The organism is Kosakonia sp. HypNH10 (genome assembly GCF_029850615.1).
Taxonomy (GTDB): Bacteria; Pseudomonadota; Gammaproteobacteria; order Enterobacterales; family Enterobacteriaceae; genus Kosakonia; species Kosakonia cowanii.
The window spans coordinates 519,865-535,981 of sequence record NZ_JAOTIU010000004.1 but is presented as its reverse complement, the minus strand read 5'-3'; the positions used below and the strand labels follow the sequence as shown (position 1 = coordinate 535,981).

Sequence of the window (16,117 nt, the reverse complement as noted above, 5' to 3'; positions counted from 1 at the left end):
GCGTTTATTTTCCCAGAAGTCTGAAAGCGTTGGCTATGCTTTAGGCTGGGTGTCTTACATTTTGCCTGAAAGTGGAACGGAGCATCAGATTGCACATGACGTGCGGCACCGTTCAGGTTCAAAAGAGTATCGCAACCGCACGCAACGGCGGTGGAAGAGGCGATAACACAACAACAGGATGAGAACCATGTCTGTTCATGTTGATAAAGACGTGATTAATGCGCTTATTGTCGGCCATTTTGCCGATCCATTTTCTGTTCTCGGAATGCACCGTACCGATGCGGGTCTGGAAGTTCGCGCGCTTTTACCCGACGCCACGGAAGTCTGGGTGATTGAAACCAAAACCGGGCGTAAAGTGGCAAAACTGGAGTGTATCGACTCCCGCGGCTTTTTCAGCGGCATCGTGCCGCGCCGCAAAAATCCCTTTAATTATCAGTTTGCCGTCTTCTGGCACGGCCAACAGAATCTGATTGATGATCCTTACCGTTTCGGCCCATTAATTCAGGAGCTGGATGCCTGGCTGCTGAGTGAAGGCACCCATCTGCGTCCCTATGAGACCCTGGGTGCCCACGCCGATACGATGGATGGCGTCGTCGGCACGCGTTTCTCCGTCTGGGCACCGAACGCGCGGCGCGTGTCGGTGGTCGGTCAGTTCAACTTCTGGGACGGCCGCCGCCACCCAATGCGCCTGCGCCGCGAAAGCGGTATCTGGGAGTTATTTATTCCCGGCGCGCTCAACGGCCAGCTCTATAAATTCGAATTGCTCGATGCGAACGGTCATTTGCGCATCAAATCCGACCCTTACGCCTTCGAAGCGCAGATGCGCCCCGACAGCGCCTCGCTGATTTGCGGCCTGCCGGGCAAAAAAACGCAGAGCGAAGAGCGCAAGCAGGCGAACAATTTCGATGCGCCTATCAGTATTTATGAAGTGCATCTTGGCTCCTGGCGACGCCATACGGATAACAACTTCTGGCTCAGCTACCGTGAGTTAGCCGATCAATTAGTGCCTTACGCCAAGTGGATGGGCTTTACCCACCTTGAACTGCTGCCGATCAACGAACATCCGTTTGATGGCAGCTGGGGTTATCAGCCCACCGGGATGTATGCGCCAACGCGCCGTTTCGGCACCCGCGATGACTTCCTGCACTTTATCCATACCGCGCACGCCGCCGGTCTTGGCGTGATCCTCGACTGGGTGCCGGGCCACTTCCCGTCCGATGATTTCGGTCTGGCGGAGTTTGACGGCACTCACCTCTACGAGCACAGCGATCCGCGCGAAGGGTATCACCAGGACTGGAACACGCTGATTTACAACTATGGCCGCCGGGAAGTGAGCAACTACCTGGTCGGTAACGCGCTCTACTGGATTGAACGCTTCGGCATTGATGCGCTGCGCGTCGATGCGGTGGCGTCGATGATCTACCGCGACTACAGCCGCAAAGAGGGCGAGTGGGTGCCGAACGAATACGGCGGCCGCGAAAACCTTGAAGCGATCAAATTCCTGCGCGACACCAACCGCATTATCGGCGAGCTGGCACCGGGCGCGGTGACGATGGCGGAAGAGTCGACGGATTTCCCCGGCGTTTCGCGCCCGCCATCAGGCGGTGGTCTTGGCTTCTGGTACAAGTGGAACCTCGGCTGGATGCACGACACGCTCGATTACATGAAGCTCGACCCGATCTACCGCAAGTATCACCACCACAAGCTCACCTTCGGCATGGTCTACAACCACACCGAAAACTTTATTCTGCCGCTCTCCCATGACGAAGTGGTACACGGTAAGAAGTCGATTCTCGATCGTATGCCGGGCGACGCGTGGCAGAAGTTTGCCAACCTGCGCGCCTATTACGCCTGGATGTGGGCCTTCCCCGGCAAGAAACTGATGTTTATGGGCTGCGAGTTTGCCCAGGGCCGCGAGTGGAACCACGACAGCAGCCTCGACTGGCATCTGCTGGAAGGCGACGACAACTGGCACCACGGCGTACAGCGCCTGGTGCGCGATATGAACACCCTCTACCGTCACCATAAGCCGCTGCATGAAATGGACTTTGACTCCTACGGCTTCGAGTGGCTGGTGGTCGACGATGAAGAAGCATCGGTGTTTGCTTTTGTCCGCCGCGACAAAGCAGGCAACGAAATTATCGTCGTCAGCAACTTTACGCCGGTCTCGCGCCAGGGTTACCGCCTCGGTATCAACCAGCCGGGACGCTGGCGCGAAGTGTTGAACAGCGACTCGATGCACTACCACGGCAGCAACACCGGCAACGGTGGCCTGGTGCAGAGCGACGAGATTGCCAACCGCGGGCGTGACAACTCGCTGCTGCTCAACCTGCCGCCGCTCGGCACCATCTGGCTGGTGCGGGAGGGGGAATGATCTCCCTGACGGCCGGCTCCGTGAGCCCGCTCGGCGCAGAAGTGCAGAGCGGGGGCGTCAACTTTAGCCTCTTCTCGGCCCATGCTGAGCGCGTGGAGCTGTGCCTGTTCGACGCTGAGGGCAATGAGCAGCGCGTCGATCTCCCGGCGCGCAGCGGCGATATCTGGCACGGTTTTCTTCCCGGCGCGAAAGCAGGCCAGCGCTACGGTTACCGGGTGCATGGCCCGTGGCAACCGGCGCAGGGACACCGCTTTAACCCGGCGAAACTGCTGCTCGATCCCTGCGCGCGGCGCGTGGAGGGCGAGGCGGTAGACAGCCCGCTGTTCCACGCTGGTTTCGACCAACCCGATCCCCACGACAGCGCGCCGCTCGGCTTACGCAGCGTGGTGGTGAATGACACGTTTGACTGGGAAGGGGATAAAGCGCCGCGCACGCCGTGGGGTAACAGCATAATTTATGAAGCCCATGTCAAAGGGCTGACCTGGCTGCATCCGGACATTCCGCATGAAATGCGCGGCACCTATAAAGCGCTGGCGCATCCGGTGATGATCGCCTGGTTTAAACAACTCGGCATCACCGCCCTCGAACTGCTGCCCATCGCCCATTTTGCTCACGAGCAGCGCCTGCAACGCCTGGGCCTAAGCAACTACTGGGGCTACAACCCGCTGGCGCTTTTTGCGCTGCATCCGGCTTACGCCCACGATCCTGAGCAGGCGATTAACGAGTTCCGCGCAGCGGTGAAAGCGCTGCACGCGGCGGGCATCGAAGTGATCCTCGATATTGTGCTGAACCACAGCGCTGAGACGGATCTTGCAGGCCCGACCTTCAGCCAGCGCGGAATCGACAACCGTAGCTACTATTGGATCAGAGAAGATGGCGATTACCACAACTGGACCGGCTGCGGTAACACCCTCAATTTGAGCCAGCCAGGCGTGGTGGAGTATGCCCACGCCTGCCTGCGTTATTGGGTAGAGACGTTTCACATTGACGGTTTCCGCTTTGATCTGGCCCCGGTAATGGGGCGCACGCCGGAATTTAACCCGCAGGCACCGCTATTTACGGCGATCCAAAACGATCCGCTGCTGCGCGATCTGAAGCTGATTGCCGAGCCGTGGGACATCGGCGAAGGCGGCTATCAGGTGGGCAATTTCCCCGCGCCTTTTGCCGAGTGGAATGACCATTTCCGCGACGCCGCGCGCCGCTTCTGGCTAACGGAGTCGCTGCCGATGGGCGCTTTCGCCGGGCGCTTTGCCGCCTCCAGCGATCTCTTTAAGCGCAACGGACGCCTGCCGTCGGCGACGGTCAACCTGGTGACGGCCCATGACGGTTTTACGCTGCGCGATTGCGTCAGCTTTAACCACAAGCACAACCAGGCCAACGGGGAAGATAACCGCGACGGCACTAACGATAACCATAGCTTTAACCACGGTGTTGAAGGGCTGGACGCCAGCGCCGATGTGATGGCGCGTCGGCGCGCAAGCCAGCATGCGCTGCTGGCGACGCTGCTGCTGTCGCAGGGGACGCCGATGCTGCTGGCGGGCGACGAAATGGGCCACAGCCAGCATGGGAACAATAACGCTTACTGCCAGGATAACGCGCTCACCTGGCTCGACTGGCGCCAGGCGGATCAAGGGTTAATCGACTTTACTGCTGCGCTTATCAAAGCGCGGTCGCACATCGCCGCGCTGACGGACGATGCGTGGTGGGAAGAGGGCGACGGCAACGTCGCCTGGCTTAATCAGCATGGGCGGCCATTAACGCCGCAGGAGTGGCAGGAGGGGGCGCCTCGCCTGCAAATCCTGTTATCGAATAACTACTTACTTGTGATGAACGCCACCTCTGAATTGGCGGAAATAGCGTTACCGACCGGCGACTGGCATGCCCTGTCGCCCTTTGCCGGAGAAGAGAATCCGGTGGTGATAACTGTCTGGCAGGCACCAAAGCACGGCGTGTGCCTCTTTCAGCGGTCAGATAAACGGAGTCAGTCATGGTGAGATTAGATAAGAACGACCCTACAATGTTGGCGCGCCAGCTGCCGTTAAAATCCGTCGCCCTGATTCTGGCGGGTGGACGCGGCACACGCCTGAAAGATTTAACCAAAAAACGCGCCAAGCCCGCCGTCCACTTCGGCGGCAAATTCCGCATCATCGACTTTGCGCTCTCCAACTGCATCAACTCAGGCATCCGCCGCATCGGCGTTATCACCCAGTATCAGTCCCACACGCTGATTCAGCACATCCAGCGCGGCTGGTCTTTCTTCAACAACGAGATGAACGAGTTTGTCGATCTGCTGCCCGCTCAGCAGCGCGTTCACGGTGAAAACTGGTATCGCGGCACCGCCGATGCGGTCACGCAGAACCTCGATATTATTCGTCGCTACGGCGCGGAGTACATCGTCATTCTGGCCGGTGACCATATCTATAAGCAGGACTACTCGCGCATGCTGCTCGACCACGTTGAGAAGGGCGCGCAGTGTACGGTGGCCTGTTTACCGGTGCCGGTGCATGAAGCCACCGCGTTCGGCGTAATGGCGGTCGATGAGAACGACAAAGTGATCGACTTCGTCGAGAAACCGTCCAGTCCGCCGAGCATGCCGGGCGATGAGACCCGCGCGCTCGCCAGTATGGGCATCTATATTTTTGACGCTGAGTATCTCTACGATCTGCTGGAAGCGGACGATAAAAACGAAAATTCCAGCCACGATTTCGGTAAAGATATTATTCCGCAAATCGTCAAATCCGGTATGGCGTTCGCCCACCCTTTCCCCTTGTCCTGCGTGCAATCCGACCCGAATTCCGAGCCCTACTGGCGCGATGTCGGCACGCTGGAAGCCTACTGGAAAACCAACCTGGATCTGGCCTCGGTCATGCCCGAACTGGACATGTACGATCAAAACTGGCCTATCCGTACCTATAATCAATCATTGCCGCCGGCGAAATTCGTGCAGGACAGATCCGGCAGCCATGGCATGACGTTGAACTCGCTGGTTTCCGGCGGCTGCGTTATTTCAGGATCGGTTGTTGTGCAGTCGGTGCTTTTCTCCCGCGTACGCATCAACTCATTTTGCAATATCGACTCGGCGGTTCTGCTGCCTGATGTTTGGGTCGGGCGCTCTTGCCGCCTGCGCCGCTGCATTATCGACAGAGCCTGCGAGATACCGGAAGGCACGGTGATTGGCGAAAACGCAGAAGAAGACGCACGACGCTTCTACCGATCGGAAGAGGGCATTGTGCTGGTTACGCGCGAAATGCTGCGCAAATTACAAGGTTGAAAGCACCACTTACATCCTTGCGCGGAAGGGGTCCGCGTGCTGTTTTTCCGTAAACGGCAACGCGAGCCGAACGGTTTTGACAGGAGCGATAATGCAGGTTTTACATGTATGTTCTGAGATGTTTCCGTTGCTGAAGACCGGTGGTCTGGCGGACGTGATTGGCGCGCTGCCCGCGGCACAAATTGCCGATGGGGTTGATACGCGCGTTCTGCTGCCTGCGTTCCCGGATATTCGCCGTGGTGTAACCGATGCAAAAGTGATCTCCCGCCGCGATACCTTCGCCGGCAAGATCTCTCTGCTCTTCGGCCACTTCAACGGGGTGGGGATCTACATGATCGATGCGCCGCACCTCTATGAGCGCCCCGGTAGCCCTTACCATGACACTAACCTGTTCGCCTACACCGATAACGTGCTGCGTTTTGCGCTGCTCGGCTGGGTCGGCAGTGAAATGGCCTGTGGCCTCGATCCCTTCTGGCGGCCGGACATTGTGCATGCGCACGACTGGCACGCCGGTCTGACACCGGCTTATATGGCGCTGAAAGACCACTCGGCGAAATCGGTGTTTACCGTGCATAACCTTGCCTATCAGGGCATGTTTTATGCGCAGCATATGGATGACATCGATCTGCCATGGTCTTTCTTTAACATGCACGGGCTGGAGTTCAACGGTCAGATCTCCTTCCTGAAAGCGGGGCTCTACTACGCGGATCACATCACCGCCGTCAGCCCAACCTATGCGCGGGAGATCACCGAACCGCACTTTGCCTATGGGATGGAAGGGTTACTGCGCCAGCGTCAGAAAGAGGGCCGCCTGAGCGGTATTCTCAACGGCGTTGACGAGAAGATTTGGGACCCGGCCACCGACCTGCTGCTCGGCGCGCGCTACACGCGTGACACGCTGGAGGAGAAGGCGGAGAACAAACGCCAGTTGCAGATCGCCATGGGGCTGAAGGTGAACGACAAAGTGCCGCTATTTGCGGTAGTGAGCCGTTTGACCAGCCAGAAAGGGCTTGATCTGGTGCTGGAAGCGCTGCCCGGTTTGCTGGAGCAGGGCGGTCAGTTAGCGCTGCTCGGCGCGGGCGATCCGGTACTGCAAGAGGGTTTCCTCGCGGCAGCGGCAGAACACCCCGGCCAGGTGGGCGTGCAGATTGGCTACCACGAAGCCTTCTCGCACCGCATTATGGGCGGCGCGGATGTGATTCTGGTGCCGAGCCGCTTTGAGCCGTGCGGGTTAACGCAGCTCTACGGTCTGAAATATGGCACCCTGCCGCTGGTACGACGCACCGGCGGGTTAGCCGATACTGTCTCTGACAGCTCGCTGGAGAACCTCGCCGACGGCGTGGCCAGCGGGTTTGTTTTTGAGGACAGCAACGCATTAGCGTTGCTTCGCGCGATTCGTCGTGCTTTCGTATTGTGGTCCCGTCCTTCGCTGTGGCGTTTTGTTCAGCGCCAGGCAATGGCAATGGATTTTAGCTGGCAGGTCGCAGCGCAGTCATACCGCGATCTTTACACTCGGTTGAAATAGTTTTCCAGGAATCACGCATATGAATGCTCCGTTTACCTATGCTTCACCGACACTAAGTGTCGAGGCATTGAAACACTCGATTGCCTATAAACTGATGTTCACGATCGGTAAAGATCCGGTTATCGCTAACAAACATGAGTGGCTGAACGCCACGCTGTTTGCCGTTCGCGATCGGCTGGTGGAGCGCTGGCTGCGTTCCACCCGCGCGCAACTCTCCCAGGAGGTGCGCCAGGTCTACTACCTGTCCATGGAGTTTCTGATTGGCCGTACGCTCTCCAACGCGCTGCTCTCGCTCGGTATTTATGAGGATGTGAAAAACGCGCTGGATGAGATGGGCCTCGACCTTGAAGAGCTGATCGACGAAGAGAACGATCCGGGCTTAGGTAACGGCGGCCTCGGGCGGCTGGCAGCCTGCTTCCTCGATTCTCTGGCGACCCTCGGGCTGCCGGGGCGCGGCTACGGCATTCGCTATGATTACGGCATGTTCAAGCAGAACATCGTCGAGGGGCGTCAGAAAGAGTCCCCCGATTACTGGCTGGAGTATGGCAACCCGTGGGAGTTCAAACGTCACAACACGCGCTACAAAGTGCGGTTTGGCGGGCGCATTCAGCAGGAGGGGAGAAAGAGCCGCTGGGTTGAAACCGAAGAGATCCTCGCGGTGGCCTACGACCAGATTATCCCCGGTTATGATACAGACGCGACCAATACGCTACGTTTGTGGAATGCGCAGGCCAGTAGCGCGATTAACCTCGGTAAATTCAACCAGGGCGACTACTTCGCGGCGGTGGAGGATAAGAACCACTCCGAGAACGTCTCCCGCGTGCTCTACCCCGATGACTCCACTTATTCCGGTCGCGAGTTGCGTCTGCGCCAGGAGTACTTCCTGGTCTCGGCGACGGTGCAGGATATTCTCCATCGCCACTTCCAGCTGCATCAGACCTACAGCAATCTGGCGGACAAAATCGCCATTCACCTCAACGACACCCACCCGGTGTTGTCGATCCCGGAACTGATGCGTCTGCTGATTGATGAGCATAAGTTCGAGTGGGACGAGGCATTTGAAGTGACCTGCCAGGTCTTCTCCTACACCAACCATACGTTGATGAGTGAAGCGCTGGAGACGTGGCCGGTTGAGATGCTCGGCAAAATTCTGCCGCGCCATCTGCAAATCATTTTCGAAATTAACGACTACTTCCTGAAGACGTTGCAGGAGCAGCACCCGAACGATATCGAGCTGCTGAGCCGCACGTCGATCATTGATGAGTCAAGCGGCCGCCGTGTGCGTATGGCGTGGCTGGCAGTGGTTGTGAGCCATAAAGTGAATGGCGTGTCGGAGCTGCACTCCAACCTGATGGTGCAGTCGCTGTTCGCCGATTTTGCCGCCATCTTCCCGATGCGCTTCCTTAACGTCACCAACGGCGTGACGCCGCGCCGCTGGCTGGCGCTGGCTAACCCGTCGCTCTCTGAAGTGCTGGATGAGCATATCGGCCGCACCTGGCGTACCGATCTCAGCCAGTTGAGCGAGCTTGAGCAGCATATCGACTTCCCGGCGGTGAACCAGGCGGTACGCCATGCCAAGCTGGAGAACAAAAAGCGGCTGGCGACGGTGATCGCCCAGCAGCTTAACGTGGTGGTCAACCCGAAAGCGCTGTTCGATGTGCAGATCAAACGTATTCATGAGTACAAACGTCAGCTGATGAATGTGCTGCACGTCATCACCCGCTATAACCGGATCAAGGCCGATCCGACGGCGGAGTGGGTGCCGCGCGTCAATATCTTTGCCGGTAAAGCCGCTTCGGCCTACTACATGGCGAAGCACATTATTCATCTCATCAACGATGTCGCGCAGGTGATCAATAACGATCCCGATATCGGCGATAAGCTGAAAGTGGTCTTTATCCCTAACTACAGCGTCAGCCTTGCGCAGGTGATCATTCCGGCGGCGGATCTTTCAGAGCAGATCTCGCTGGCGGGTACCGAAGCGTCGGGCACCAGTAACATGAAGTTCGCCCTTAACGGTGCGTTGACCATCGGCACGCTGGATGGCGCGAATGTGGAGATGATGGATCACGTCGGCGAGGAGAATATCTTTATCTTTGGTAACACCGCGGATGAGGTGGAGGAGCTGCGTCGTCAGGGCTATAAACCGCGCGAGTATTACGAAAAAGATGAAGAGCTGCACCAGGTGTTAACGCAGATCGCCACCGGTCTGTTTAACCCGCAGGATCCGGGCCGCTACCGCGATCTGGTTGATTCGCTGATTAACTTTGGTGACCACTACCAGGTGCTGGCGGATTTCCGCAGCTATGTCGACTGTCAGGATAAAGTGGATGCACTCTATCAGCATCCGGAAGAGTGGACCACGAAAGCGATGCGCAATATCGCCAACATGGGCTACTTCTCCTCTGACCGCACGATCCAGGAGTACGCGGAGCATATCTGGAACATCAAGCCGGTACGCCTTTAGCTTATCCGGTCTGTGAATATGTGGAGCGGTGTGACTGAAACGGCGTAGGCCGGATAAGGCGCAGCCGCCATCCGGCGATGTGCTGAATATGGCACCGCATGCCGGATGGCGCTAACGCTTATCCGGCCTACGAATGTACCCGGTCTGTGAATATGTGGAGCGGTGCGCTGAATGTGGCACCGCATGCCGGATGGCGCTAACGCTTATCCGGCCTACGAATGTCTCCGGTCTGTGAATATGTGGAGCTGTGTGGCTGAAACGGCGCATGCCGGATGGCGCCGACAACTTCCCGGCCTGCGAACGTTTAAAGCGCCATATCAAGCTGTAACTCTTCGAGGGTTTTCGCGCCGTCAATCGCATTGGCGGACAACAAGCTGGCGCGGGCGCAGGCATGGGCTAACTGAATGCTGTGCGCTAACGGCCACGCTTCATGGCAACCGTATAAAAATCCGGCGCAAAAGGCATCCCCTGCTCCGACGCTGCCGACAATCTCCGCCTGGCTTAACATCCGCGACGGGATCCACGCTCCGGCTTCATCCGGCGCTTCACCCCACGCCCCTTCCGGGCAATGGATCACAACCCGCTGTTTCACCCCGGCCGCCAAAAGCTGCGCCGCCGCGCGGCCAATATTCTCAACGTGCGGCTTATCCTGCGCCGTGCGCATCGCCAGCCCGCTGAACTCGCCCGCTTCTAACTCGTTGATCACCAGATAATCCAGGTGCGGCAGGCAGGGCAGCACCAGCGGTTTATAGCGCGGGTCGCCTTTGCGCGACACCAGATCGAGCGAGGTCTCAAAGCCTTGTTCCCGCATCTGCGCCAGCAGCCGCGCGCTGCGCGTGCCGTACTCCTCATCAGCCTTATCAAGGCTGTCGAGCAGCAGCAGATAGCCGAGATGGAAAATCTTCATCTCGCCGTTGAGCATCTCAAAGGCGTCGATATCCAGCAGCCGGTTGGCTCCGGGCGAGTGGAAAAAGGTGCGCTGGCCGGAGGGATCGGTCATCACCTGCGACATCGAGGTGGGGGCAGAAGGGGTGCGCTGCACATGCTGGCGATTGACATGGTACTGATCGAGCATCGCCATAATGTAGTCGCCGTCGCCATCTTCACCCACCAGCCCGACCGCCTGCAGCGGCAGGCCAACATGCATTTTCGCCAGCGTCAGCAGCACATTAAGCGGCGCGCCGCCCGTCGAGCGCTCGCTCTGAACGATCTCTGCCAGCCAGCCGCGCTCCGGCCACTGGGCAATATGATGCACATGATCCACCAGCATATTGCCAGCGGCGATAACCCCGTGGCGGGCCATCAGCACTGCCCCGCGCTGCCGAAGATGCGCATCTGCCCGGCCACCGTATCGGCAATCGCCTCTTCAACACTGAGCAACAGCTGGGCGAACTCATCATACAGCGGCTGGCGATCTGCCATACGCTGCTCAATGGCACCGAGCGCCGCCTGCGACATGCCGGTATAGAAATTGATTTTATGAATGCCAAGCGAAATGGCGCGACGAAAATCTTCGTCGCTGATGCCTGAGCCGCCGTGCAGCACCAGCGGCAGGCCGGTCTGCTGGCGAATGGCGTCGAGGCGGGCGAAATCGAGCTTCGGTTCGCCCTTATATTTGCCGTGCGCATTACCGATGGCGACCGCCAGCGTGTCGATGCCGGTGCGATCGACAAACTCCCGCGCCAGCGCCGGATCGGTAAAGCAGGCTTCATCGGCGTGGCCATACAGCGCGCCGCCCTCATCGCCGCCAACTGCGCCCAGCTCCGCCTCCACCGAGACGCCCACGGCGTGGCACATTTTCACCACTTCCCGCGTCTGGCGAATATTCTCTTCATACTCCAGCGCGGAGCCGTCGAACATCACCGAACTGAAACCGAGGCGCAGGGCGCGCACCACCGACTCAAAATGCAGCCCGTGATCGAGGTTAAGCACCACCGGAATATCGCTGCGCGCGGCTTCAAACTTCACCGCCTCCACCAGCGACTCCAGCGAGACATACTTAAAGTGCACTTCGGCAATATTGATAATAAACGGCGAGCGCTCCCGCTTGGCGGCGGCGAACAGCGCGCGCAGAAAGTGGGAGTCGAGCACGTTAAACGCGCCTAAGGCGTAGTGGTGCTCGCGCGCATGCGCCAGCCCTGCGGCGAGAGAGATCATGGGCATAACCGCCTCCTTTACCCTAAAAAGAGTGAGTACTCATTACAGAGCACCAGATGTGCCGGTTCATCCTCCAGCACGTCGCTAAAGCGGTTCGCCGGGTTGAGGAAGTGGTTGTCGTGCTGGTCATCGTTAACCGATGAGACCTCGCCGACCAGCACATCGCCAAACCCCGGCTCGCCCCAAAAGCTATGATAAAGCCCCGGTGTGACACAAATGCTTTCCCCTGGTGAGAGGCGCAGCTGGCTGCCCGCCGCGTGCGTGTGTCGGCAGCCATCGATGACCACGGTAACGTCGCTGCTGTCAGTCTGGTGCTGCGCATCCGCGTTCCACAGTTCAATAATTAAGTTTCCGCCGCCGCGATTAATGATGTCCTCGCGCTTGCGCCAGTGCAGATGCATTGGCGTTAGCTGCCCGTCGCGCACATGCATGATCTTCTCTGCATAGCACTTAGCAAAGGGCGCGCCGTCCGGCGAGCCGTTGCGCAGGGTAAAGAGCGTCAGCCCCTCGGCGTAAAAGTTGTCGCCGCCAAAGGCGGTGACATCCCACCCCAGCTTTAGCTCGAACACTTCACGCCACGCCTCATGATCCAGCTCGCGCCACTGGGTCGGCGCAAAGCTGGCAAAAGGCGGCAGATGCACGTCGTGCTTCGAGAAAAACTGCCGCGTGTGGCCGAGAATGTCATTAATGGCAGAGCGTTTCATCGTCTCTCCGTATCGCGCTTTCCCTCCCGCGCGGGGAGGGAGAGGGCTTATTTCACCGTCCAGCCTTTGTAGTTGGCAACGCTCTGCTTATCGATCAGCGTCACCGGGATCAGCACCGGCTCTTTCGGCGCGGGCTTGCCTTGCAGAATGTCGTAACCAATCTCTACCGCGCGCGCCGCCATCACCTGCGGGTCTTGCGCCGGGGTGGCGACAAACAGCGAGTTCTTACGCTTCAGCGCCTCTTCACCATCCGGGCTGCCGTCGACGCCAACGATAAAGAACTCGTTACGCTGTGCCTGTTTGGCTGCCAGATCGGCACCGATCGCTGTCGGATCGTTAATCGCGAACACGCCATCGATTTTCGGGTTGGCGGCCAGCAGGGAGGTCATCACTTCCAGCCCGCCTTCACGGCTGCCTTTGGCGTTCTGGTTATCTGAGAGCACCTTGATATCCGGGTGACGTTTAAACTCTTTCTGGCACCCTTCGACACGGTTCTGTACCGCAGATACCGGCGGCCCGTTGATGATCACCACATTGCCTTTGCCTTTCAGGCGATCGGTGATGTATTTACAGGCCATTTCGCCCGCCTGGGTGTTATCGGAGGTGATTGTCGCGTCGGCACCTTCTGCCGCCACGTCCACCGCCACCACCACAATTCCGGCCTCTTTCGCCCGTTTCACCGCCGGGCCGATGCCTTTTGAATCCGCAGCGTTGAGGATGATCATGTCGACCTTCGCCGCGATAAAGTTATCAATCTGGCCGACCTGCTGACCGAGGTCGTAGCCGCTGGAGACCAGCGTCACTTTGACCTTATCGCCCGCCAGCTTGCGCGCTTCCAGCTCCGCGCCTTTGGTGATCTGCACAAAGAAGGGGTTGGCGAGATCGCCTACCGTAACGCCGATAGATTTCAGTTCTTTCGCCTGAACGAACGGCGTCGCGGCGAGCAGGGCCGTGGCGCAGAGCGCAGTGACAAGAGGTTTAAGACGCATGCTGTAATCCTCACTTATGTTACTGTTTTGTAGGGTTTTATTATGCTGCCTGATGGTGTCGGGTACGGTATTTGTCAATCAGCACCGCTATGATGATCACCGCCCCTTTGATCACCAGTTGCCAGAAGTAGGAGACGCCCATCAGCGTCATGCCGTTGTTAAGGGTGGCGATGATTAACGCGCCGACCAGCGTGCCGGTGATGGTGCCGATACCGCCAACAAAACTGGTGCCGCCGAGAATGACCGCCGCAATCGCATCCAGCTCGTAGCCCATGCCAAGGTTGCCGTTGGCGCTGTAAAGGCGCGAGGCGCTCATCACCCCGCCAAGGCCGGAGAGCAGCCCGCTAATGCCGTAGACGAAGAGTAAAACCAGCCACACTTTGATGCCGGTAAGGCGCGCTGCCTGCATGTTGCCGCCGACCGCGTAGATATGAACGCCGAGCGTGGTGCGGCGCAGAATAAACCAGCACACCGCAATCACCGCCAGCGCGATCACCACCAGCCACGGCACCGGGCCGAGATAGTTATTGCCGATCCACTCAAAGCTGATATCGGAGTTGATCACCGTGGTGCCATCCGCCAGCAGATAGGCCGCGCCGCGCAGCGCCGTATAGGTGCCGAGCGTGACGATAAAGGGCGGTAGCCCGGCAAAGGCGACCAGCGCGCCGTTAAACAGGCCGAGCAGCAGACCGAGCATCAGCGCAGCGGGCACCGAGAGCATCGACAGCTCCGGCATCAGCGACACCACCATCGCCGCCACCGCCGTGGTGCCGAGGATCGAACCAACCGAAAGATCGATCCCGCCGGTGAGAATGATGAAGGTCATGCCTGCCGCCAGCACAATGTTGATTGACGCCTGGCGGGTAATGTTGAGCAGGTTGCTTTCGGTAAAGAAGTTCGGCGCGATAAAGCCAAAAACCGCGACGATCAGGATGAGAATCGGCAGGATACCGACGGTTTGCATCAGATCGCCCATCAGCACTTTTTTGGCGGAGGCAGATTTGGCCTCCTGCTGCGGCGTGGTGGCCGGGTGTGGTTTCATTTCAGTCATGGTGTACCGCCTGGTGATGGGTGTCGTTAACGCCGGTCGCCAGCGTCATAATCTCTTCCTGGGTGATAGCCTCGCCCTGCAACTCGCCAGCGATAGTGCCTTCGCGCATCACGTAGACGCGGTCGCTCATGCCGACCACCTCCGGCAGTTCGCTGGAGATCATCAGGATCGCCACCCCTTCGCGCGCCATCTGGTTCATGATCCGGTAGATCTCGCTCTTCGCCCCGACATCAACGCCGCGCGTTGGCTCATCAAGGATCAGGATGCGTGGGCCAATCGCCACCCAGCGCGAGATAAGCAGTTTTTGCTGGTTGCCGCCGGACAAACCGCCCGCCCGCACCTGCGCGTGCGGCACGCGAATATTGAGTAATTTGATCGCGTCATCGGAGAGGGTTTGCGCCTTTTTGCGGTTCAGCATGCCCCACGACGCATCGCGCTCCAGCGTCGCCATGGTGATGTTCTCCTGCGCTGCCAGTTCAAGGAACAGCCCCTGCTCTTTGCGGTTCTCGGTCAAAAAGCCGATGCCGAGATCGATCGCCGCGCGCGGGGAGTGGATCACCACCGGCTCGCCATCGATCTCAATCATGCCGCCGGTCGCTTTGCGCACGCCGAAAATCAGCTGTGCCAGTTCGGATCGCCCGGCACCCACCAGCCCGGCAAGGCCGACAATTTCACCGGCGCGCACTTGCAGGCTGACCGGCTGGATCTTGCCGCCATCGGTGAGGTGGTGAACGGTGAGGCGCGGTTTACCGGGGGTGATATCGCGCGCTTTATTAAACAGATCGCTGAGCGGTCGCCCGACCATCATGCGCACCAGTTCGGCGGCATTCAGGTTGTCGCGCGTCAGGCTGCCCACATATTGACCATCGCGCAGTACGCTGACGCGATCCGAAAGCTCATACACTTCCGCCATGCGGTGGCTGATATAGATAATGGCCATCCCCTCATCGCGCAGGCGCATGATGAGTTCAAACAGGCGGTGGGTTTCACGGGAGGAGAGGGCGGCGGTGGGTTCATCCATCACCAGAATACGGCTGTTGCGGTGCAGGGCGCGGGCGATCTCCACCTGCTGCTGTTCGGCGATGGTCAGTTTCATTACCCGGTCGGTGGCGCTGAAATTGGCACCAAGACGGTCAATCACTGCCTGCGCCTGCGCCGCCATGGTTTTGCGCTGCACCAGCCCGCCGCGTGCGATTTCGCTGCCGAGAAAGATGTTCTCCGCCACCGTTAAGTTGGGCGCGAGCTGCATCTCCTGGTAGATCAGGGTAATACCGGCGGCAAGGGCGTCTTTTGGCCCACGAATGGTGTGAGGCGTGCCGTCGATCAGGATCTCGCCGCTGGTGGCGGTGTAGGCCCCGGCGAGGATCTTCATCAACGTGCTTTTGCCGGCACCGTTCTCTCCCATTAAGGCATGGATCTCGCCGGGCCAGACCGTCAGGTCCACCCCTTTGAGGGCGTAAAACTTGCCGAACACTTTGGCAATATTACGCATCTCCAGCACGGGCACATTAGGCATGACGAAGCTCCTGCGAGTGACGATTTACGCACTTCATCACACGTTGGTAAATGGAGAATGTCA

General features: G+C 58.8%; 11 protein-coding genes. 5 read left to right on the top strand and 6 right to left on the bottom strand.

Annotated elements, in window-relative coordinates; all coding sequences use genetic code 11:
* The first annotated feature begins 187 nt into the window (after positions 1-187).
* The 5 genes from glgB to glgP all read left to right on the top strand — a co-directional run bounded on the left by glgB (position 188) and on the right by glgP (position 9,637).
* Positions 188-2,374: a 1,4-alpha-glucan branching enzyme gene (gene glgB / locus N7V53_RS14885; protein ID WP_200134513.1), complete on the top strand. Its 2,187-nt coding sequence runs from the start codon at positions 188-190 to the stop codon at positions 2,372-2,374.
* Positions 2,371-4,368, top strand: coding sequence for a glycogen debranching protein GlgX (glgX, locus tag N7V53_RS14880; RefSeq protein WP_279793817.1), 1,998 nt, complete (start codon positions 2,371-2,373; stop codon positions 4,366-4,368). The genes glgB and glgX overlap by 4 nt, the downstream gene beginning before the upstream one ends.
* Positions 4,362-5,645: a glucose-1-phosphate adenylyltransferase gene (gene glgC / locus N7V53_RS14875; RefSeq protein WP_023478337.1), complete on the top strand. Its 1,284-nt coding sequence runs from the start codon at positions 4,362-4,364 to the stop codon at positions 5,643-5,645. Before glgX ends, glgC begins: the two co-directional genes overlap by 7 nt.
* A gap of 91 nt (positions 5,646-5,736) precedes the next feature.
* Complete coding sequence (gene glgA, locus N7V53_RS14870) at positions 5,737-7,170, top strand: glycogen synthase GlgA (RefSeq protein ID WP_023478535.1); 1,434 nt, start codon at positions 5,737-5,739, stop codon at positions 7,168-7,170.
* Positions 7,171-7,189: 19 nt separating this feature from the next.
* Positions 7,190-9,637, top strand: coding sequence for a glycogen phosphorylase (gene glgP, locus N7V53_RS14865; RefSeq protein ID WP_279793816.1), 2,448 nt, complete (start codon positions 7,190-7,192; stop codon positions 9,635-9,637).
* A gap of 304 nt (positions 9,638-9,941) precedes the next feature.
* Here the strand turns inward: glgP and N7V53_RS14860 are convergent, their stop codons facing one another.
* The 6 genes from N7V53_RS14860 to N7V53_RS14835 are packed head-to-tail and all read right to left on the bottom strand — an operon-like array spanning position 9,942 to position 16,054.
* Positions 9,942-10,940, bottom strand: coding sequence for a carbohydrate kinase family protein (locus N7V53_RS14860; RefSeq protein WP_124970549.1), 999 nt, complete (start codon positions 10,938-10,940; stop codon positions 9,942-9,944).
* Entirely contained in the window at positions 10,940-11,800 is an 861-nt protein-coding gene (locus N7V53_RS14855; protein ID WP_023478390.1) for a ketose 1,6-bisphosphate aldolase, read from the bottom strand. Before N7V53_RS14855 ends, N7V53_RS14860 begins: the two co-directional genes overlap by 1 nt.
* 11 nt (positions 11,801-11,811) lie before the next feature.
* Positions 11,812-12,498, bottom strand: a complete 687-nt coding sequence (locus N7V53_RS14850) for a D-lyxose/D-mannose family sugar isomerase (protein ID WP_023478366.1) — start codon at positions 12,496-12,498, stop codon at positions 11,812-11,814.
* A gap of 47 nt (positions 12,499-12,545) precedes the next feature.
* Positions 12,546-13,487, bottom strand: coding sequence for an ABC transporter substrate-binding protein (locus tag N7V53_RS14845; RefSeq protein ID WP_042712719.1), 942 nt, complete (start codon positions 13,485-13,487; stop codon positions 12,546-12,548).
* Positions 13,488-13,527: 40 nt separating this feature from the next.
* Positions 13,528-14,529: a ribose ABC transporter permease gene (locus N7V53_RS14840; RefSeq protein ID WP_180344267.1), complete on the bottom strand. Its 1,002-nt coding sequence runs from the start codon at positions 14,527-14,529 to the stop codon at positions 13,528-13,530.
* A gap of 1 nt (position 14,530) precedes the next feature.
* Positions 14,531-16,054, bottom strand: a complete 1,524-nt coding sequence (locus N7V53_RS14835; RefSeq protein ID WP_124970537.1) for a sugar ABC transporter ATP-binding protein — start codon at positions 16,052-16,054, stop codon at positions 14,531-14,533.
* Positions 16,055-16,117 lie beyond the last annotated feature (63 nt).